Below are 19,487 nucleotides of genomic sequence, written 5' to 3'. Positions count from 1 at the left end.
CAGCATGGACGCATGGCTGCCCCCGCCCTGGCCCACGAGCCCACCCCGCCGCGTGCCCTGCCGTTGCGCGAGGCCCGCACCCGGCTGACCCAGCTCATCGCGATGGCCGAGCTGACCGACGCGGTCACGCTGGTCACCCGCGACGGCGACCCCCGCCCGATCGCCGCGATCGTGCCCGCCTCCGCCGCCCGCTCGGCGGCGCAGGCCCGGGCCGACGCCGACCGGCTCGCCACGGTGACCGCCGGTTGGGCCCGCCGCCTCGACGAGCTGCACCGGCAGAGCAGCCGGCGACACGCCGCCGAGCTGCGGGTCCTCACGGCGGCGCTCGCCGAGGTCTGGGCCGAGCTCGACCACCGGATCGTCCCCGGCAGCGACCCGGCTCTGGCCCGGCTCCGCGCCGCCCACGCCGACCTGCTGAGAGACTGACCCGCCCGGCCGGGGAGCCTGCACCTCGGCTTCGAGCTGGCTGGTTGGGGGTCGAGCCCGCGTCCCGGGGTGGCCGATTGCGATCAGTCTGTGGTCTGCTAGCCGGGTCCCTGACGTCCGCAGGCCCCGGGAGGCCCGGTGTTCGCTCGCGCCCTGACCGCCGACGCCGAGCTGCGCCCGCTGGAGCCGTGGCGGGCCGAGGAGTTCCTGCGCAACCTGGACCGGGCCCGGGAGCACATCACGCCGTGGGTGGGCGCGTCCTTCGTGGCCACCGACCTGCCGTCGGCCCGCGAGGTGCTGCAACGCTACGCCGACCGGTGGGCCCGCGACGCCGGGGGAATCTGGGGGATCTGGCTCGACGGGGTGCTGGTCGGCGGGGTGATGTTCGTGGCGTTCGACACCGCGGTCGGGGTGTGCGAGGTGGGCTGTTGGCTGGAGCCGGCCGCGGAGGGGCGCGGCCTGGTCACCCGGGCGGTCGGCGTCGTCCTCGACTGGGCGGTGGGGCAGCGGGGGATGCACCGGGTGGAGTGGCGCACCAACGCCGACAACGTCCGTAGCCTGGCCGTGGCCCGGCGCCTCGGCATGCGCCACGACGGCACCCTGCGGCAGGTGTACCCGGGGGCCACCCGGCGCATCGACATCGAGATCTGGTCGGTGCTGGCCGACGAGTGGCGCAATCCGTCCACCACCGTGCCGCCCCCGGCGGCGCCCTGACGGGCATCGGACCCGGACAGGTTTCCGACCGCCGCGCCGCCGGTCCCCGCCATCCCCTGAGGACGGTCGGCGGCGCGTGGCGCCCGGCGGCGTATCCGGCATGTCGTATCCATCCCCGCAGGTCGCGGCCCCGGGGGCGCCGCCGACCCGGGTGATCGCGGTCCCACGGCCGATGGCGTCTTCCTGACAGGAGCGGCCCCGGCGGAGGCGGGCGAAGGCTCGCCTGGGCGGGCATCGGTGCTGGTGGGCGCGTCGGGGGTGGCCGTCGGCCCGAGTGCGTGGCTGGGCACCCCCGTTCCGGGTTTCGTCACCGCCGTCCCGTATTTCGGGAGGGCTCTTGGCAGTGCTGTCGATGCTCGTGGAACCTCTCACCGGAGAGCGATCAATTGATCGCTTTAAGTAGCACAGCGTGAAGGCCTTGAGGCGCTGACCTGCCGAGGGGTAATCCGGAGCACACGTACCGTCACGATCCTTGGGGGGCGTTCGGTGTCTGGCTGCATGCGTACGACGAATCGCGGGCGGGAGTGACCACCTCCGTCCGGCCCACCGGCCCGGTCCGCCGGTCCATCACTCCCCGCGCCTCCGGCATCCCGGTCATCGTCGACTGTCTGCACCGGATGGTCGAGTCCCAGGTGGAACGGACCCCCGACGCTGAGGCGGTGCGCCACGGCGACCGCTCGCTGACCTATCGCCAACTCGACGAGTCCGCCAACCGGCTCGCCCGGGCCCTGCTCGCCCGGGGCGTCACCGGGCAGGACCGGGTCGGCGTCTGCCTCACCCGCGACGTGGATTTGGTCGTCGCGCTGCTCGCCGTGCTCAAGGCCGGCGCGGCGTACGTGCCGCTCGACCCGGCGTACCCGCCGGCCCGGGTGGCGTTCATGACCGAGGACTCCGGTGCCCGGGTGGTGCTCACCCGCTCCGGCCTCGCCGACCGGTTCGGCGAGGCGGCGCTGCCGCTGGACGCCCTCGACCTCGCCGACCAGCCGGCCGGCCGTCCGGACGTCGGCGGCGCACCGTCCGACCTGGCCTACGTGATCTACACGTCCGGCTCCACCGGCCGCCCCAAGGGCGTGGCCGTCGAGCACCGCTCCGCGTCGGTGCTGATGCACTGGACCCGGTCCGCCTTCGCCGACGAGGAACTCGGCGGCATGCTCGCCGCCACCAGCGTCTGCTTCGACCTGTCGATCTTCGAGATATTCGGGCCGCTCTGCTGGGGCGGGAGGGTCGTGCTGGTCGACACCGTCCTCGCGCTCGCCGCGCCGGACGCCGCCCGGCTGCCGGTCACCCTGGTCAACACCGTCCCCTCGGCGATGAGCGAGCTGCTCGCCGCCGACGCCCTGCCGGCCGGCGTGCGCACCGTCTGCCTGGCCGGCGAGCCGCTGACCGCCGCCCTCGCCGCCCGGGTCCGGGCCCGCCCGGGGGTGCGCCGGCTGCTCAACCTGTACGGCCCGTCCGAGGACACCACCTACTCGACCTGGGCGGAGGTCACCGCCGACGGGACAGTGCCGCCGATCGGCCGGCCGCTGCCGCACACCCGGACGTACGTGCTCGACACCGACGGCCTGCCCGTTCCGTCCGGGGCCCCCGGCGAGTTGTACCTGGCCGGCGCCGGCCTGGCCCGGGGCTACCTCGGCCGCCCCGAGGAGACGGCGGCCCGTTTCCTCGACGACCCGTTCCGCCCCGGCGACCGGATGTACCGCACCGGGGACCGGGTGCGGCTGCGCCCCGACGGGCAACTGGAGTTCCTCGGCCGCCTCGACGACCAGGTGAAGCTGCGCGGACACCGGATCGAGCTGGGCGAGGTCGGTGCCGCCCTCGCCGCACTGCCCGGCGTACGCGAGGCCGCCGCGGCGGTGCGGACCGGGCCGAGCGGCGACCCGGTGCTGGTCGGCTACCTGGTCGGCCAGCGCCGCGACGACGTGCCGGCCCGGCTGCGCGAGCGGCTGCCCGCACCCATGGTGCCGGCCGTGGTGGTCTGGTTGGACCGGATGCCCACCACGCCGAGCGGCAAGACCGACCGGGCGGCCCTACCGGCGCCGACCTGGGACGATCCCGACGCCGCTCCCGCCTTGGCCGATTTCGACGGGGGCGACGCCGGCCCGGCCGGCGAGGTGGCCGCCGTGTGGCGCGACGTGCTCGGGGTGCCGGTCACCGGGCCGGACGCCGACTTCTTCGACCTCGGCGGCGATTCCCTGCTGGCGGTGCGGTGCGCGGCCCGGCTCACCGCCGCGACCGGCGTGCCGGTGCCGCCGGCCGCGCTCTTCGACCACCCCACGGTGGCCGCCCTCGCCGCCCACCTCGCCGCCCCCGGCCGTCCCGGTGGCCCGGGGGACGGGCCGGCGACCGCCGGGGACGCGCCGATGGCCACGGGAAACCGGCCGACGCGGGACGGGACGGCGACCGGCCCCGCCACGGCCACCGGTTCGGCCACCGCCGGACGGTCAGCCGCCACCGGGGACGGGCCGGTCGCCGGGACGACGGGGGACGGGGACGCGCCGCTGTCGGCGGCGCAACGTCGGCTGTGGTTCCTGCACCAGCTCGACCCCGCCGACCCCTCGTACCTGGTGTCCTACGTGGTCGAGCTGCGCGGGCCCGTGGACCGGGCGGCGCTGGCCCGGGCCCTGCGCCGGGTGGTCGCCCGGCATCCCGCGCTGCGCACCGTCTTCCCCGGCTCCGCGGCCGGCCCGGTCCAGCGGGTGCACGACGACCCGCAGGTGGAGTTGGTCATCGAGGCGCCTCTGCCCGGGGTGCCGTTGGCCGAGCGGGTCGCCCGGATCGCCGCGACCAGCGCCCGCACCCCGATGGACCTGGCCGCCGGGCCGCTGCTGCGCGCCCACCTGGTCGGCGACGGTCGGCGGCGCTTCGCGCTGCTGCTGGTCGCCCACCACATCGTCTGCGACGACTGGTCGTTCAGCGTCCTCGTCCGCGATCTCGGCCGCTGCTACGACAGCGAGCGTGAGGCTGCCGTGCGGGTCGCCCGGCCCCGGCCGCCCTGGCCCGCCCACCCCGCGCCCGGCCCGGCGGGGTTCGCGGTGGCGCAGCGGGACTGGCTGGCCGGCCCGGCTGGCCGCCGGGCCCTCGACGAGGTCGTCGCCGGGCTGCGTGGCGCGCCCACCCTGCTCGACCTCGCCGCCGCGCCGGCCACCCCCGACGCCACCCGACCGACCGAGGGCCCGACCGCTCGGCCGACCGGGGAGCCGACCGTGCGACCGACCGGGGGCCCGACCGCTCGGCCGACCGCAGGGCGGGGAACCGGGGCCACGGACCGGCCCGACGGGGCCAGCCTGCGCGTCCCGGTAGACCCCGACACCGCCGACGCCGTCCGGCGGCTCGCCCGGGCGCACCGGGCCAGCCTCTACATGGTCGGCCTGGCGGCCTTCGCCACCCTGCTCGGCTCGGGAACCGGGCGCACGGACCTGCTCGTCGGCACCGCCTTCGCCGGCCGGACCAGCGTGCCGGCCGAGGAGAGCCTCGGCTGCTTCGTCAACACCATGCCGCTGCGGCTGCGCCCCGCGCCGGGCCGGTCCTTCGCCGACCTGCTCGCCGAGGCCCGCGCCGCCGCCCTGTCCGCCGCCGCCCGCCAGGATGTGCCGTTCGACGCCGTGGTGGAGCGGCTGCGCCCGGCCCGCCACCCGCACCGCAGCCCTCTCGTCCAGGTCGCCTTCGGCGTGCAGAACGCCCCGGCGGCGGCCTGGAACGGCTCCTGGGGGCTGGACTTCGCCGGCGTGGAACTCGCGCCGGACGCCGCCCGGCTGGACCTGACCCTCTGGCTGGACGAGCGCCGGGGCGACCTGGAAGCGCTCTGGACCTACCGCACCGACCTGTTCGACGGCGGGCGCGTCACCGCGTGGCACCGCCGCTTCACCGAGGTGCTGCGCCGGGCGGCCATCGACCCGCAGCGCAGCCTCGCCGAGTGTGTCGATGGCCCTTGGGGGAACGAGAGATGACTGAGCAGATCCGGGTGGCGCCGGTGATCCCGCGCCGCAACCGGGAACGAGCCCTGGTCGACGTACGTCCCGACTGGCCGGGCGGGCCGCTGCCGGTCCTCGTCCAGGCCAACCTGCCCGACCTTGACCTGGCGACCTGGCTGGCCGGCAACCGGGCCACCGTCGACGAGTTGGCCCGGCGGCACGCCGCCGTCCTGTTCCGGGGCTTCGCCGTGGCCGATGCCGCCGACTTCCGCACCGCGATGGCCGCCCTCTCCGGGGACGTGCTCAGCTACGGCGAGCGCTCCTCGCCGCGCAGCGAGGTGACCGAGGGCGTCTACACCTCCACCGAGCACCCCGCTGACCAGCCGATCGTGCTGCACAACGAGCAGTCGTACACGCTGAACTGGCCGCTGCGGATCGTGTTCTTCTGCGAGACCGAGCCGGCTGCGGGCGGGCGTACCCCGCTGGCGGACAGCCGGCGGGTGCTGGCCCGGCTGAGCCCGGCCACCGTCGCGGAGTTCGAGCGCCGGGGCGGGGTCCGCTACCAGCGCAACTACCTGCCCGGGATCAGCCTGTCCTGGCAGACCGCGTTCCAGACCGACAGCCGCGCCGAGGTGGAGGCGTACTGCGCCCGGTCGGCGATCGAGGCGCAGTGGGTCGGCGACGAGCAGCTACGCACCCGGCAGGTCCGCCCGGCGGTACGCGAGCACCCGGTCACCGGGGAGCGCACCTGGTTCAACCACGCGTTGTTCTTCCACGTCACCTCGCTGCCCGAGGAGGTCAGCGCCGGGCTGCGCCGGGCGTTGGCCGAGGAGGACCTGCCCTACCAGACCGCGTACGGCGACGGCACGCCGATCGGCGACGACGTGCTCGCCGAGCTGCGCGCCGCGTACGCGGCGGAGACCCGGTCGTTCCCCTGGCGGCGCGGGGACGTGCTGCTGGTGGAGAACATGCTCGCCGCGCACGCCCGGGAGCCGTTCACGCCGCCCCGGCGGATTCTCACCGCGATGTCCGACCCGTTCGCCGCCCCCGAGGCGGCATCCGTGTCCACGCCCGTCCCCGGGGCCGCGTCCGCCCCGGCAGGCACGGCGACAACGGGGGACCGGTCGTGAGTGGGCCGGGACCGCGCCGCCGCGGCACGACCTCCGCCGCCACCGCGCCGGTCACCCGCCGGGTGCTGGTCGACGACACGTTCGTGCTGCTGGTCGAGGCCACCGTGCCGGACCTCGACCTCGCCGGCTGGCTCGCCGGGCGCCACGACGAGCTGCTGCGCGACCTCGACTCGTACGGCGCGGTCTTCTTCCGCGGCTTCGAGGTGGGCAGCCCCGACGACTTCAGCCGCGCCGCCCGCGCCGTCACCCCGGACCTGCTCGGCTACCTGGAGCGGGCCGCCCCCCGCAACGAGGTCGCCGACCGGGTGTTCACCTCCACCGAGTTCAACGCCGAACAGTGGATCCCGCTGCACCACGAGATGTCGTACTCGCACAACTGGCCCACCCACCTGTACTTCTGGTGCGCCCAGCCGGCCACCGGCGACGGCGGGGCCACCCCGCTGGCCAGCGAGCGGGTGGTGACCCCACGGATCCCGGCGCAGGTGCGCGAGCGGTTCACCCGCGACGGCCTGTGCTACGTGCGCAACTACGGCCCGCACCTGGACCTGCCCTGGCAGGAGGCGTTCCAGACCACCGACCGGGCCGAGGTGCAGGCGTACTGCGCCGCGTCGGCAACCGAGTTCACCTGGCTCGGCGACGACGGGCTGCGCACCCGCGCCCGCCGGCAGGCCACCGCCACCCACCCGCGCACCGGCGAGACCGTGTGGTTCAACCACGCCCACCTGTTCCACTCCTCGAACCTGCCGGCCGAGGTGGCCGCCGCCCTGCTGCGCGAGTACGGGCCGGAGGGGTTGCCCCGCAACGCGTACCACGGCGACGGCAGCCCGATCGACGACGAGGTGGTCGCCGGCATCCGCGACCTGTACCGCGAGCACGCCGTCTCCGTCCCGTGGCAGCGCGGCGACGTGCTGGTGGTGGACAACTTCCTCGCCACCCACGGCCGGGAGCCCTTCTCCGGCGACCGGCAGATCCTGGTCGCCATGTCCGACCTCTACGTCAACCGGAGCGTGGTGTGAACGGTTACCGACTCTCCCCGGTCCAGCGGCTCGCCTACACCGGCGCGCGGGAGCTGGTCCGGGCCCAGGTCCGCCTGGACCGGCCCCTGGACGCCGCGCGCCTGCAGGCCGCCGTGGACGCGGTGGTCGCCCGGCACGAGGCGCTGCGGCTGACCCTGGTGCACCACCCCGGCCTGCGGGTGCCGTTGCAGGACGTCGACGACGCCCGCTCGGTCACCGTCGGCGCGGCCGGCGAGCTGTCGGTGACCCTCACCGACGACACCCTGGAGCTGGCCGCCACCCCGCTGCTCGCCGACCCCGCGAGCCTGCGGCTGGTGCTGGCCGACCTGGCCGCCGCGTACGCCGGGCAGGGCCTCGCCGACGACCCGGACGGGTTGCAGTTCCTCGACGTCTCCGAGTGGCAGCTCGGCGAGCGCCAGGAGGCGCAGCCGTCGGCGGCCCCCGCCGCGCCGGCCGCCCGGCTGGTCGCCCCGCACGGCGACGCCGACGCCGACGGGCCGGCGGAGGCGGACGTGCCGCTCGGCCCGCTGGCCGCCGCCGCCGAGGCCGCCGGGGTGGGCGTGCCCAGCCTGCTGCTCGCCGCGTGGGCGCTGACCCTGTCCCGCCGCGCCGAGCCGCCCGCCGGGGCCGACGACGCCGATCTGGTGCTTGCCCGGTGGACCGACGGCCGGCACGCCGACGGGACCGCCGCCGTGGTCGGGCCGCTGGGCGGCTACGCGCCGGTCCGGCTCGGCCTGCCCCTGCCGGCCGCGCCCAAGCAGCTCCTCGACGAGGTACGCGTCGCGGAGCGCCCGGCCGAGGAGGCGTTCCATCTGCTGGAGCCGGTCGGCGTCGACTCCGACGTGGTGGCCGGCTTCGCCGCCGTGCCGGCCGTCGACCCGTCGACCCTGGCCGGCCTCGGCGCCACCGCCGTGGACGTCGACGTCCCGGCGCCGCCCGCCGGCCCGCACCTGACCGCCGTGTGCGGCCCGGACGCGGTGACCCTGCGGGTGACCGGCGGCCGGGCGCTGCGCGACGGGCTGCTCGCCGTCCTCGGCACGCTGCCCGGAGCGCTGACCGACGGCACCCCGCTGGCCCTGCTCGGCGCGGCCGAGGCGGGCTGGCTGGTCGAGGCCGCCGGCAGCGCGTCCGACGCGCCCACCCGCACCCTCGCCGAGCTGCTCGACGACGGGCTCGCCGCCGCCGACCCGGACGCCGAGGCGGTGGTCGCCGCCGACGGGGCGTACACCTTCGGGGAGCTGCGCGAGCTGTCCGCCAGGGTCGCCGCCGGCCTGGTCGAGCTCGGCCTGCACGGCGGCCGGCGGGTCGGCGTGCTGGCCACCCGGTCCCGGGACACCGTCGTCGGGTTCCTCGGCGTGCTGCGGGCCGGCGCGGTGTACGTGCCGCTGGACCCGGCCGCCCCGGCGCAGCGGCTCGCCGCCCTGGTCCGCGCGGTCGAAGCCGGCCTGGTGCTCGGCGACCGGGCCGTCGGGGACGTGCCGGCCGTGGGCGTCGCCGAGCTGGCGGCCACCGCCGCCACCGCCGCCGTGCCCGCCTCCCGGCCGGCCGACCCGGCGTACGTCATCTTCACCTCCGGCTCCACCGGGGCCCCGCGCCCGGTGCAGGTCTCGCACGGTGCCGCCGCCCACCTGGCGCACGCCCTGGAACGCACCGTGCACGCCGGCACCACGGCCGGGGCTCGGGTCGCGGTGAACGCCCCGCTGACCTTCGACGCCTCGATCAAACAGCTCGTCCAGCTCGGCCACGGCCGAACCCTGTACCTGGTGCCGGAGGAGGCCCGCCGCGACGGCGCCGAGCTGGCCGCCGTGCTCGCGGAGAACCGGGTCGACGTGCTCGACCTGACCCCGTCGCAGCTCCGCATCCTGCTCGCCGCCGACGGGGTGGCCACGGGCCGGACCCGGCTGCCGGGGCTGCTGCTGCTCGGCGGCGAGGCGGTCGCCCCCGACCTGTGGGACGCCCTCGCCGGGCTGCCCGGGGTGCGGGCGGTCAACCTGTACGGCCCGACGGAGTGCACCGTGGACGCCACCGCCGCCGAGATCACCGCCGGGGCCGCGCCGACCATCGGCCGGCCGCTGCCCGGGGTGGGGGCGTGGGTGCTCGACGGGCAGCTCCGCCCGCTGCCGCCCGGGGTGGCCGGCGAGCTGTGTCTCAGCGGCCCCCAGCTCGCCGACGGCTACCTCGGCGACCCGGAGACCACCACCCGCCGGTTCGTCACGGTGACCCTGCCGTCGGGGCGCGCAGAGCGGGTCTACCGCACCGGCGACCGGGTGCGCTTCGACGCCGACGGGCGGCTGGCGTACCTGGGCCGGCTCGACGACCAGGTGAAGGTCAACGGCTTCCGGATCGAACCGGGGGAGGTCGCCGCCGCCCTGCGCCAGCACCCCGGGGTCGCCGACGCCGCCGTGGTGGCCCGCGACGACGACGGGCACGGCGCCCGGCTGGTCGGCTACGTCACCCCGGCCGACGCGGGCGCGACGGTCGACGTGGACCGCGTCGTCGGGATCAACCCGCACGAGACCCGCTACCTGTACGACGAGATCTTCGTCCAGCAGGTCTACCTGCGCGACGGGGTGGTGCTGCGCCAGGGCGCCACGATCTTCGACGTCGGCGCGAACATCGGCATGTTCTCCCTGTTCGCGCACGCCGTCTGTCCGGACGCCACCATCCACGCGTTCGAGCCGGTGCCGTCGGTGGCCGACGCGTTGCGCCGCAACGTGGCCGCCTTCGGGGTCCCGGCCACCGTCCACCCGTACGGGCTCGCCGCCGAACCCGGGCAGGTGAGCTTCACCTACTACCCCGGCTACGCCATGATGTCCGGCCACGCCGAGTACGCCGACCCGGACGCCGAGCGGGCCGTCATCAAGCGGTTCCTGGCCAACGAGCGGGACCGGGGCGAGGCCGACCGGGACACCCTGCTCGACCGGGTCGACGAGCTGCTCCAGGAGCGGTTCGCCGGTGACACGTTGACCGTGGACGTCCGGCCGCTGTCCGACGTGATCGACGAGGTGGCCCCGGAGCGCATCGACCTGCTGAAGATCGACGTGCAGCGGGCCGAGGCGGACGTGCTCGCCGGCCTGCACGAGCGGCACTGGCCGCTGGTCGCCCAGGTCGCGATGGAGGTGCACGACGGCGTCGGCACCCCCACCGAGGGCCGCCTCGACGAGCTGATCGCCTTCTTCGAGGAGCGCGGCTTCGACGTGGTCACCCGCCAGGACGACCTGCTCGTCGGCACCGACCGGTACACCCTGCACGCCGTGCGCCCCGAGTACGCCGACGACCCCCGCCCGGTGGTCACCGCCCCCGAACCGGCCGGCGGCGAGCCGCTCGCGGACCGGCTCGCCGGGTGGCTGGCCGATCGGCTGCCGGCGCACCTGGTCCCGGCCGCCGTGGTGGTCCTCGACGCGCTGCCGCTGACCCGCAACGGCAAGCTCGACCGGGCCGCCCTGCCCGCCCCCGAGCTGGGCCGCCGGTCCGCCGGCCCGCAGGTGGCCCCCGCGAACCGCGCCGAGGAGATCCTCGTCGAGGCGTGGCGGGAGGTGCTCGGCGTGCCGACGGTCGGGGTGACCGAGAGCTTCTTCGCCCTCGGCGGCGACTCGATCCGCAGCATCCAGATGCAGGTCGCGGCCAACCGGCGGGGCCTGTCGTTCCGGCTGCGGGACATCTTCGTCCACCAGTCGATCCGGGAGCTGGTCGAGCACGGCGAGATCAGCCTCGCCGACCCGGACGCCGGGTCGGCCGACGCCGCCGGCCAGCCGGCCGCCGAAACCCCCGACGCCGAGGCGTTCGTGCTGCTGGCCGCCGCCGACCGGTACCGGCTGCCGGCCGGGGTGGTCGACGCGTACCCGATGACGGCGCTGCAACAGGGCATGCTCTACCACTGCGAGCTGACCGGCGACCCGGCGACGTACCACAACGTCACCGCGCACCGGATCGACGCGCCGCTCGACGCCGACGCGCTGCGGGCCGCGTTCGCCGCCCTGGTGGCCGCGCACCCGGTGCTGCGCACCGGCTTCGCCCCCGGCGGGTACGCCGAGCCGCTGCAACTGGTGCACGCCGACGTGCCGGTCGAGGTGCCGGTGCGGGACCTGACCGGGGCCGACGAGGAGACCCGGCGGGCCCGGGTCGACGCCCTCATCGAGGCCGAGCGGACCCGGCCGTTCGACATGGCCCGCCCCCCGCTGGTCCGGCTGTACGCCCTCGACGAGGGCGCCGACGGGTTCACCCTGGTCGTCGCCGAGCACCACGCCGTCCTCGACGGCTGGAGCCTGGAGGCGTTCGTCCGGGCCCTGCTGGCCGACCACGACCGACGCCGCGCCGGCCGGTCCGCGCCGGCCCCGGCGACGTTGCCGTTCCGCGCCTACGTCGCCGCCGAGCGGGCCGCCCTCGCCGACCCGGCCGCCCGCCGGTTCTGGCTGGACGGCGCCGGGGCGGCGGCGCCGCTGCTGCTCGGCGGCCCGGCCCCCCGGATCACCGTCACCCGGCGGGTGCCGCTGGAGCCGGCCGTCACCGACCGGGTCACCGGGGCCGCCCGCGCGGCCGGGGTGCCGGTGAAGGCGTACCTGCTGGCGGTGCACCTGCGGGCGCTCGGCGAGACGACCGGCCGGGACGAGGTGGTCTCCGGCCTGGTGGTCGGCGGCCGGCCCGAGGGCGAGGGCAGCGACGCCACCCTCGGGCTGTTCCTCAACACCCTGCCGGTCACCGCGACCCTGCGCGACCGGCCGCTGGCCGAGCTGGCCGGCGACGCGTGGCACGTCGAGCGGTCCCTGATGGGCCACCACCGGTTCCCGCTCGCCGAGATCGTCCGGGCCGGCGGCACCGGCCCCCGCTTCGACAGCTTCTTCAACTACACCCACTTCCACGCCGCCCCCGACGCCGCCGGCCCCCGGATCGTGGCCAGCCGGGGGATCACCGTCGACGTCGCGTTCAGCCTCGCCGTCGACGTCGAGGTGGCCCCGGACACCGGCCGGCTCGCCCTCACCCTCCAGTACGACGGCCGGCGCTTCGACGACGACTGGGCCGACCGGCTCGCCGGGACGTTCACCCGGCTGCTGGCCGCGGACCCGACCGCGCCGCTGCCGCCGGTCGGGTCGGCCGAAGCGGTGCCCACCGACGCCCGGTCCCGCTGGTCCGCCCGCGTCGCCGGGCTGTGGCGGGAGGTCGTCGGGGTGGCGCCGCGCTCCGACGACACCGGGTTCGTCGCCGCCGGCGGGGACTCGCTGCGCGCCCTGCGGCTGGTCGCCGGGCTGCGGCAGCGCTACGGCAGCGACCTGACCCTGGCCGAGTTCGTCGCCCTGGACGACTTCGGGGCGCTCGTAGACCGGATGGCCCGGCATGGCTGAGCACACGCCCTGGCTGGTGGTCCGCGCGCCGGTGCCCCGCCCCGCGCTGCGGCTGTTCTGCCTGCCGTACGCGGGCGGCAACGCGGGGGCGTTCGAGACCTGGCGGGCCGGGCTGCCCCGGTCCGTCGAGGTCAACGCCGTGCAGTACCCGGGCCGGCGGGAACGGGCCGACGAGCAGGCGCCCCGCCGGATGACCCCGCTGGTGCAGGCCCTGGAGGCGGCCCTCGCCCCCCACCTGGACCGCCCGTACGCCGTCTACGGCGACTGCCTCGGCGCGTACGTGGCGTTCGAGCTGGTCCGGCGGTTGGCCCGGCGCGGCCACCGCCCCGCCGACCTGCTGGTGGTCTCCTCGGCGGTGCCCCCGCACCGGGCCGGCGTCGAGCCGGACTGGTCCGCCGTGGACGACGCCGCGTTCCTCGCCGAACTGGTGGCGCTGGGCACCATGCCACCGGCGGTCGCCGGGCACCCGGACCTGGCGGCGGCGGCGCTGCCGGCGGCCCGCGCCGACTTCGAGCTGGGCCGCAGCTACCGGCTGCGCGACCCGGACCCGGTGGGCGTCCCGGTCACCGCGATCGTCGGCGACGCCGACCCGCACGTGCCGGCGACGCAGGCGGCGGCCTGGGCCGACCTGACCACCGCCGGCTGCACCACGTTGACCGTCCCCGGCGGGCACGACCTGCTCGCCCGGGCCGATGCCGGGCTGCTGCGCGCCGTCCGGTCCGCCCTCGTCGGCAAGGAGTCGTCTTGACCCGCACGACACTGCTCTGCTTCCCGTACGCCGGCGCGGGCCCGTCGGTGTACCAACCGTGGCGTCGCCTCGCCCCGCCCGAGCTGGAGGTCGCCCCGGTGTCGCTGCCCGGGCGGGAGAAGCGGTTCGTCGAGGAGCCCTACCGCCGGATGGAGCAGGCCGTCGACGGGCTGCTCGACGAGGTGCTGGAACTGGTCGCCGGGGCGGACCGGGTGGCCCTGTTCGGGCACAGCATGGGCGCGGTCCTGGCGTACGAGATGACCCGCCGGCTGACCGGGACGGCCGGGGTGACCGTGGCGCACCTGTTCGTCAGCGGCTCGCCCGATCCCTGGTCGGGCCGGGACCGCACGGCCGCCGACCTGCCCGACGACGAGTTCGTCGCCCGGGTGGAGGAGTTCGCCGGCTACACCCACCCGGCCCTGGAGGACCCGGACATGCGGGAGCTGCTGCTGCCCGGGCTGCGCGCCGACGTGGAACTGCACGAGACGTACCGGCCGGCGTCCGACAAGCGGATCGAGGTGCCGGTCACCGCGCTGCGCGGCGAGGAGGACGCCCTCGTCGCGGACGCGGCGCTGGTCGGCTGGGAGCGGGTCACCTCGGCCGGCTTCGCCGCGCGGCGGCTGCCCGGCGGCCACATGTACCTGGCCGACTCCCCGGCGGTCCTGCTCGACCTGGTCCGGCGGGAGCTGGCGGGATGACCGACGCGCCGACCCGGCCCGCGCCGGTGGTCACCGGCGACCGGCTGGCCGGCAAGACCGCCATCGTCACCGGCGCCGCCCGAGGGCTGGGCCGGGCCTGCGCGGTCGCGTTCGCCGCCCAGGGCGCGGACGTGGTCCTCGTCGACCTGGCCGCCGACCTGCCCGGGGTGCCGTACCCGCTCGGCTCGGCCAGCCAGCTCGGGCACACCGCCGACCTGTGCGCCGGGTACGGGGTGGCCGCGTACCCGGTGCGGACCGACGTGCGGGACTCCGCCGCCGTCCGGGCCGCCGTCGCGCTGTGCCTGGACCGGTTCGGCCGGGTGGACGTGCTGGTCAACAACGCCGGCATCGCCGCGCCGTCGGGCAAGCCGACGCACGAGATCACCGAGGCCGAGTGGCAGCTCATGCTGGACGTCGACCTGTCCGGGCCGTGGCGGATGATCAGCGCGGTCGGCGAGGTGATGTGCCGGCAGCGCGCCGGCAGCATCGTCAACGTCGCCTCCACCGCCGGCCTGGTCGGCTACCGGCACTTCGCCGGCTACGTCGCCGCCAAGCACGGCCTGGTCGGGCTGACCCGGGCCGCCGCGCTCGACTACGCCCCGCTGAAGGTGCGGGTCAACGCGCTGTGCCCCGGCTCGGTCCGCGACGACCCGCACGTGGAGGGCCGGATGCTCGCCGAGATCGCCCGCTCGCTGGACGTCCCGGTCGCCGAGCACGAGGAGACCTTCGTGCAGGCCCAGCCGATGAACGCGCTGATCGAGCCCGGGTCCGTGGCGCAGGCCGCCCTCTGGCTCGCCTCCGACGAGTCGGCGCAGGTCACCGGCGCCGTCATCACCGTCGACGGGGGGTTCACCACCCGATGAGCGCCCAGCACAGTGCACAACACCCGGACCCGGCGCGGCTGTGCCACGCGGCGGCCGTCCGGCTGGCCGCCGACGCCGACCCGGACCGGCTGGCCGACCGGTACGCCACCGTTAGCCGGCGGCACCGGCTGGCCGCGGGGCGGCTGTGGGTCGAGCGGGTCCCGGCGGGGCTCGCGTCGACCCGCCGGGACGCCGAGCTGGCCCGGCCCCTGCCGGCCGGCGGGCCCGACCTGCGGGCGGTGCTGCTGCGTCACGACGACGGCGCCGACCTGGTGCTGGTCGCCCGTCGGCACGCCGTCGGCCGGCACCGCCTCGGCACCCTGCTCACCGAACTCACCCAGCCCACCGACCCCACCCTGACCGACTCCGCCCTGACCGACTCCGCCCCCGCCCTCACCGACTCCGCCCCGACCGACTCCGACCCCGCCCTCGCCGTTGACGCGTCGGCCGGTGAGCTGTCGGGCGGCGACGACGCGGGCAACGCCGGTGACGCGGGCGACGTCGGGTGGCTGCGCGGCGACCCCGGGGTCGACCGGACCGCCGTACACACCGTCGCCGTGCCGGCCGGCACCGACCTCACCGCCCTCGTCGCCGCAGCCGGCGCGGTGCTGGCCCGGTACCGGGGGGTGCGCCGGCCCCGGGTCGGCGCGGTCGTCGGCGAGCGGCTGACCGTCGTCGCGGTGCCGGTGGACGGCGGCGCCCGCGACCTGCTCGCCACGGCGGGGCCCGGATCGCCCTGGCCGGCCCCCGGGACCCCGGCGCCGGCCGGACTGCTCGACCTCGAGGTGGGCGCGCTCGAAGCGGACAGCACCGCCGACGCGTACCGGCCGTGTCTCTCCCCACTGTGGCCGCTCACCCTGGCGCTGGCCGGTGACACCCTCACCTGCCACCACCACACGGCGACGTGGGCCGTCGACCTGGTCGAGGCGTTCGCCCGCCAGGTCGTCCGGGTCCTCGGGCGGGTCCTCGCCGACCCGGACCGCCCGCTGAACGACTGCGAACCGCTGGGCGACGCCGACCGGGCCGCGATCGTCGCCCTGGGCCGGGGGCCCGGCGAGCTGCCCGCCCCGAAGGACACCATCCACGATCGGATCGCCCGGCACGCCGCGACCCACCCGGACGCGCCGGCCGTCTCCTGCGCGGGCACCCGACTGACGTACGGCGAGCTGGACGCCCGCGCCCGGCGGGTGGCCCGCGCCCTCGCGGCGCGCGGGGTCGCCCCCGGCGACCGGGTCGGGGTCTGCCTGGACCGCTCCGTGGACCTGGTCGCGGTGCTGCTCGGCGTGCTCCGCGCCGGGGCCGCATACGTGCCGGTCGACCCGGCCTACCCGGTCGACCGGATCCGCTACACCGTCGAGGACTCCGGCGTCACCCTGCTGGTCGGCGCCGGCGGCGTCGACGCCGCCGACCTGACCGCCGCCGGGCCACCCGCCGATCGGCCCAGCCCGGTGGAGCCGCACGTCGGCGGGCCGGACGACCCGGCGTACGTCATCTACACCTCCGGCTCGACCGGCCGGCCCAAGGGCGTGCGGGTGCCGCACCGCAACGTCCTGGCCCTGGTCGACGCCACCGCCGCCGACTTCGGGCTCGGCCCGCACGACACCTGGACGATGTTCCACTCCAGCGCCTTCGACTTCTCCGTCTGGGAGATCTGGGGCTGCCTGCTCACCGGCGGGCACCTGGTCGTCGTCCCGCACCTGGTGGTGCGCTCCCCGGCCGAGTTCCACGCCCTGCTCGCCGCCGAGCGGGTGACCGTGCTCAACCAGACCCCGTCGGCGTTCGCGCAGCTGCTCGACGTCGACCGGCGGGCCGCCGACCCGCTTGCCGTACGGCTGGTCGTCTTCGGCGGCGAGCCGCTCGACGCCCGGATGCTCACCGGCTGGTACGACCGCCACCCGGAGCCCGACTGCCGGGTGGTGAACATGTTCGGCATCACCGAGACCACCGTGCACGTCACCGCGCAGACCCTCGACCGGGGGCTCGCCCTGGCCGGCAGCCGGTCGGTGGGCCGGGCCCTGCCCGGCTGGCGGGTGTACGTGCTCGACCCGGCCGGTCGGCTGTTGCCCCCGGGCGCGGCGGGGGAGATCCACGTCGGCGGGGCGGGGGTGGCCGACGGCTACCTGCACCGCCCGGAGCTGACCGCCGAGCGGTTCCGGCCCGACCCGTTCTCCGGCGGCCGGATGTACCGCAGCGGCGACCGGGGCCGGCTGCTGCCCGACGGCCGGCTGGAGCACCTCGGCCGCCTCGACAACCAGGTGAAGGTGCGCGGCTACCGGATCGAGCTGGACGAGATCCGCCAGGTGCTGCTGGACGACCCGGCCGCGCTCGCCGTGGCGGTGGTGGTCGAGACCGGCGCGGAGGCCGCCGACACCCGGCTGCACGCGTACGTGGTGCTCGCCGACGCCGCCGGCTCGGTGGCCGAGCTGCGCCGCCGGGCGGCCCGGCTGCTGCCCGACTACATGGTCCCGGCGACGATCACCGCGCTGCCGGCGCTGCCGCTGACCGCCAACGGCAAGCTCGACGCCGCCCGGCTGCCCGCTCCCGTCCCCGCCGCCGAGCCGGCCCTCGCGCCGGCCGACGACGCGGGGCTGGACGAGCGGATCCGGGCGATCTGGCAGCGGGTCCTCGGCGCGGAGGTGGGGCCGGAGGACAACTTCTTCGACCTCGGCGGCAACTCGCTGCTGGCCCTGCGGCTGCTCAGGGAGCTGCGCGAGCAGGGCCTGGCCGACCTCACCCCCCGCCACCTCTACCTGCACCAGACCGTGCGCGGGCTGGCCGAGGCGATCGGAGCGGCCCGATGACCCCCGACGTGGAAACCCTCGCCCGGCTCTGGCCGCAGGTAGACCGGGTGGCCGTCAAGGACGGCTGCGTGTACGTCGTCGCCGAGGACTTCCTCGACCCGCTGGTGCTGCGCGGCCAGTTGGCCGCCGAGCTGACCGACGCGGAGCTGCCCCGGCACGTCGTCCAGGTCGACTCGCTCGACCCGGCCGACCTGGTCGCCCCCGACGACCGGTACGGGGCGTACCTGCCGCCCCGCGACGACGTCGAGCGGGCGCTGGTGCGCGTCTGGGAGCGGGCGCTCGGGGTGCCGAAGCTCGGCGTCCTCGACGACTTCTACGCCGCAGGCGGGGACTCCCTGGCCGCCGCCGGGCTGGCGGTGGACGCCCAGCGGGTGTTCGGGGTGGCGGTGTCGCTGGCCGCCGTGCTGCGTCACCCGACCGTGGCCGCCCTCGCCGACGAGATCCGCCGGTCCCGGGCCGCCGCGCCGCTGCCGCCGGCCGCCGCCGGCGCGGCGCACCCGCTGTCGCCGCAGCAGCGGCGGGTGTACCTGGCACAGTCCCGCGATCCGGCGTCGGTGGCCTACCACCTGCCGCTGGTGCTGCCGCTGCCGGCGGACGTGGACGCCGGCCGGCTGGCCGGGGCGTTCCGGCACGTCATCGCCCGGCACGACGTCCTGCGCACCGCGTTCGGCACCGAGGCGGGCCGGCCGGTGCAGCGGGTGCTGGCGGGGGTGACGTTCGAGCTGCCCGAGGCGGCCGCCCCCGCCGACGCCCCGGTGCCGGTCAGCCCGTTCGACCTGGCCGCCCCGCCGCTGCTGCGCGCCGAGCTGCGGCGCACCCCGGCCGGGCCGGAGCTGGCCCTGGAGCTGCACCACATCGTCACCGACGGGCTTTCCCTGGCCCTGCTGCTGCGGGAGGTCGACGCCCGCTACGCCGGCCGGGAGCTGCCACCCGTCCCCGCCCAGTACGCCGACTACGCGGCCTGGGTCGACGGGCGGGAGCCGTCGGGGCGCGACTGGTGGCTGGCCCGGTTCGCCGACCCGCCCGCCCCGCCCCGGCTGCCCACCGACGCCGACCGGCCGGCGGGCGACGGGCCGACGCCGACCGCCGGCAGCGGGGTCGTCGAGTTCGCCGTGGACGCCGCCCGCACCGCCGCGCTGCGCGCCCTGGCCCGCCGCGAGGGGGTGACCCTGTTCCAACTCCTGCTCGCCGTCTACGCGGCCTTCCTCGCGACGACCACGGGCGGCGGGACCACCGGCGGCGCGGGCTCCGGCGGCGGGACCACCGTCGGCGCGGACGTCACCGTCGGCACCCCGGTCGCCGGGCGGGGCGCGCCGGGCCTGGACGCCGCGATGGGCATGTTCGTCAACACCGTGTGCCTGCGCCACCGGGTCCGCCCCGACGCGCCGTTCCGGGCGCTGCTCGACGAGGTGGCCCGGGACGTGGTGGACGCCTTCGCCCATCAGGACTTCCCGTTCGACAGCCTGGTCGAGGCCGTGCTGCCGGTCCGCGACCCGCACCGGCACCCGCTGTTCGACACCCTCTTCGCGATGCAGCACGACGAGGTGGCCCGGGTCGACTTCCTCGGCCGGCCGGTGGAACTGGCCATCGCCCCCACCGGGCAGGCCATGTTCGACCTGGACATGCAGGTCTACGAGCGGGCCGACTCGCTGCGCGTGCACTGGGCGTACCACGCCGGGCTGTTCCTGCCGGCGACGGTGCGCGCGTTCGCCGACCTGTACCTGGAACTCCTCGACGCCGTGCTGGCCGACCCGGGTCGACCGGTCGGCGCGCTGACCGGCGCGCGGCCCGCCGCCGACCCGGCGGCCACCATCGACATCGACATCGACCTGTGAGCCGGA

At 76.9% G+C, this 19,487-nt stretch carries 11 protein-coding genes and 1 pseudogene; all 12 read left to right on the top strand.

Annotation, left to right across the window (positions count from 1 at the left end; translation table 11 throughout):
• Nucleotides 1–12 precede the first annotated feature (12 nt).
• The 12 genes and pseudogenes from GVV04_RS01290 (at nucleotide 13) to GVV04_RS01240 (ending at nucleotide 19,481) form a co-directional block, all read left to right on the top strand.
• The gene (locus GVV04_RS01290; RefSeq protein ID WP_161683883.1) at nucleotides 13–426 is read left to right on the top strand and encodes a type II toxin-antitoxin system Phd/YefM family antitoxin; all 414 of its coding nucleotides are present in this window, start codon (nucleotides 13–15) and stop codon (nucleotides 424–426) included.
• Between the two features lie 138 nt (nucleotides 427–564).
• A complete protein-coding gene (locus GVV04_RS01285) occupies nucleotides 565–1,140 on the top strand; it encodes a GNAT family N-acetyltransferase (protein WP_161683882.1) in 576 nt (191 codons plus the stop codon).
• 524 nt (nucleotides 1,141–1,664) lie between these two features.
• Nucleotides 1,665–5,087 carry a non-ribosomal peptide synthetase gene (locus GVV04_RS01280; RefSeq protein ID WP_161683881.1) on the top strand — a complete coding sequence of 1,141 codons (3,423 nt, stop codon included), beginning with the start codon at nucleotides 1,665–1,667 and terminating at the stop codon, nucleotides 5,085–5,087.
• Nucleotides 5,084–6,181 carry a TauD/TfdA family dioxygenase gene (locus GVV04_RS01275; RefSeq protein WP_161683880.1) on the top strand — a complete coding sequence of 366 codons (1,098 nt, stop codon included), beginning with the start codon at nucleotides 5,084–5,086 and terminating at the stop codon, nucleotides 6,179–6,181. The genes GVV04_RS01280 and GVV04_RS01275 overlap by 4 nt, the downstream gene beginning before the upstream one ends.
• Nucleotides 6,178–7,197, top strand: coding sequence for a TauD/TfdA family dioxygenase (locus tag GVV04_RS01270; RefSeq protein ID WP_161683879.1), 1,020 nt, complete (start codon nucleotides 6,178–6,180; stop codon nucleotides 7,195–7,197). The genes GVV04_RS01275 and GVV04_RS01270 overlap by 4 nt, the downstream gene beginning before the upstream one ends.
• Nucleotides 7,194–10,382 (top strand): annotated as a pseudogene (locus GVV04_RS34660) (amino acid adenylation domain-containing protein); the annotation flags it as partial. The gene GVV04_RS01270 and the pseudogene GVV04_RS34660, both read left to right, overlap by 4 nt.
• Nucleotides 10,383–10,682: 300 nt before the next feature.
• Nucleotides 10,683–12,536 carry a condensation domain-containing protein gene (locus GVV04_RS34655; protein WP_407938751.1) on the top strand — a complete coding sequence of 618 codons (1,854 nt, stop codon included), beginning with the start codon at nucleotides 10,683–10,685 and terminating at the stop codon, nucleotides 12,534–12,536.
• Nucleotides 12,529–13,284 carry a thioesterase II family protein gene (locus GVV04_RS01260; RefSeq protein WP_161683877.1) on the top strand — a complete coding sequence of 252 codons (756 nt, stop codon included), beginning with the start codon at nucleotides 12,529–12,531 and terminating at the stop codon, nucleotides 13,282–13,284. The genes GVV04_RS34655 and GVV04_RS01260 overlap by 8 nt, the downstream gene beginning before the upstream one ends.
• Nucleotides 13,281–13,982 (top strand): thioesterase II family protein, encoded by a 702-nt coding sequence (locus tag GVV04_RS01255; RefSeq protein ID WP_161683876.1) that lies wholly within the window; start codon nucleotides 13,281–13,283, stop codon nucleotides 13,980–13,982. Before GVV04_RS01260 ends, GVV04_RS01255 begins: the two co-directional genes overlap by 4 nt.
• Nucleotides 13,979–14,845, top strand: a complete 867-nt coding sequence (locus GVV04_RS01250) for an SDR family oxidoreductase (protein WP_161683875.1) — start codon at nucleotides 13,979–13,981, stop codon at nucleotides 14,843–14,845. Before GVV04_RS01255 ends, GVV04_RS01250 begins: the two co-directional genes overlap by 4 nt.
• Nucleotides 14,842–17,646, top strand: a complete 2,805-nt coding sequence (locus tag GVV04_RS01245; protein ID WP_161683874.1) for a non-ribosomal peptide synthetase — start codon at nucleotides 14,842–14,844, stop codon at nucleotides 17,644–17,646. Before GVV04_RS01250 ends, GVV04_RS01245 begins: the two co-directional genes overlap by 4 nt.
• Nucleotides 17,643–19,481, top strand: a complete 1,839-nt coding sequence (locus tag GVV04_RS01240; RefSeq protein WP_161683873.1) for a condensation domain-containing protein — start codon at nucleotides 17,643–17,645, stop codon at nucleotides 19,479–19,481. Before GVV04_RS01245 ends, GVV04_RS01240 begins: the two co-directional genes overlap by 4 nt.
• Nucleotides 19,482–19,487: the final 6 nt, after the last annotated feature.

It is taken from the genome of Micromonospora rubida (assembly GCF_009908295.1).
GTDB classification, from domain to species: domain Bacteria; phylum Actinomycetota; class Actinomycetes; order Mycobacteriales; family Micromonosporaceae; genus Micromonospora; species Micromonospora rubida.
Note: the sequence above shows the minus strand (reverse complement) of the source record. Positions and strands in the feature narration are given on the sequence as shown.

Excerpts from the sequence above, each read along its gene's own strand:
- GVV04_RS01290 (WP_161683883.1), top strand. The coding sequence starts at position 13 with ATGGCTGCCCCCGCCCTGGCCCACGAGCCCACCCCGCCGCGTGCCCTG.
- GVV04_RS01275 (WP_161683880.1), top strand. The coding sequence starts at position 5,084 with ATGACTGAGCAGATCCGGGTGGCGCCGGTGATCCCGCGCCGCAACCGG.
- GVV04_RS01260 (WP_161683877.1), top strand. The coding sequence starts at position 12,529 with ATGGCTGAGCACACGCCCTGGCTGGTGGTCCGCGCGCCGGTGCCCCGC.
- GVV04_RS01250 (WP_161683875.1), top strand. The coding sequence starts at position 13,979 with ATGACCGACGCGCCGACCCGGCCCGCGCCGGTGGTCACCGGCGACCGG.
- GVV04_RS01245 (WP_161683874.1), top strand. The coding sequence starts at position 14,842 with ATGAGCGCCCAGCACAGTGCACAACACCCGGACCCGGCGCGGCTGTGC.
- GVV04_RS01240 (WP_161683873.1), top strand. The coding sequence starts at position 17,643 with ATGACCCCCGACGTGGAAACCCTCGCCCGGCTCTGGCCGCAGGTAGAC.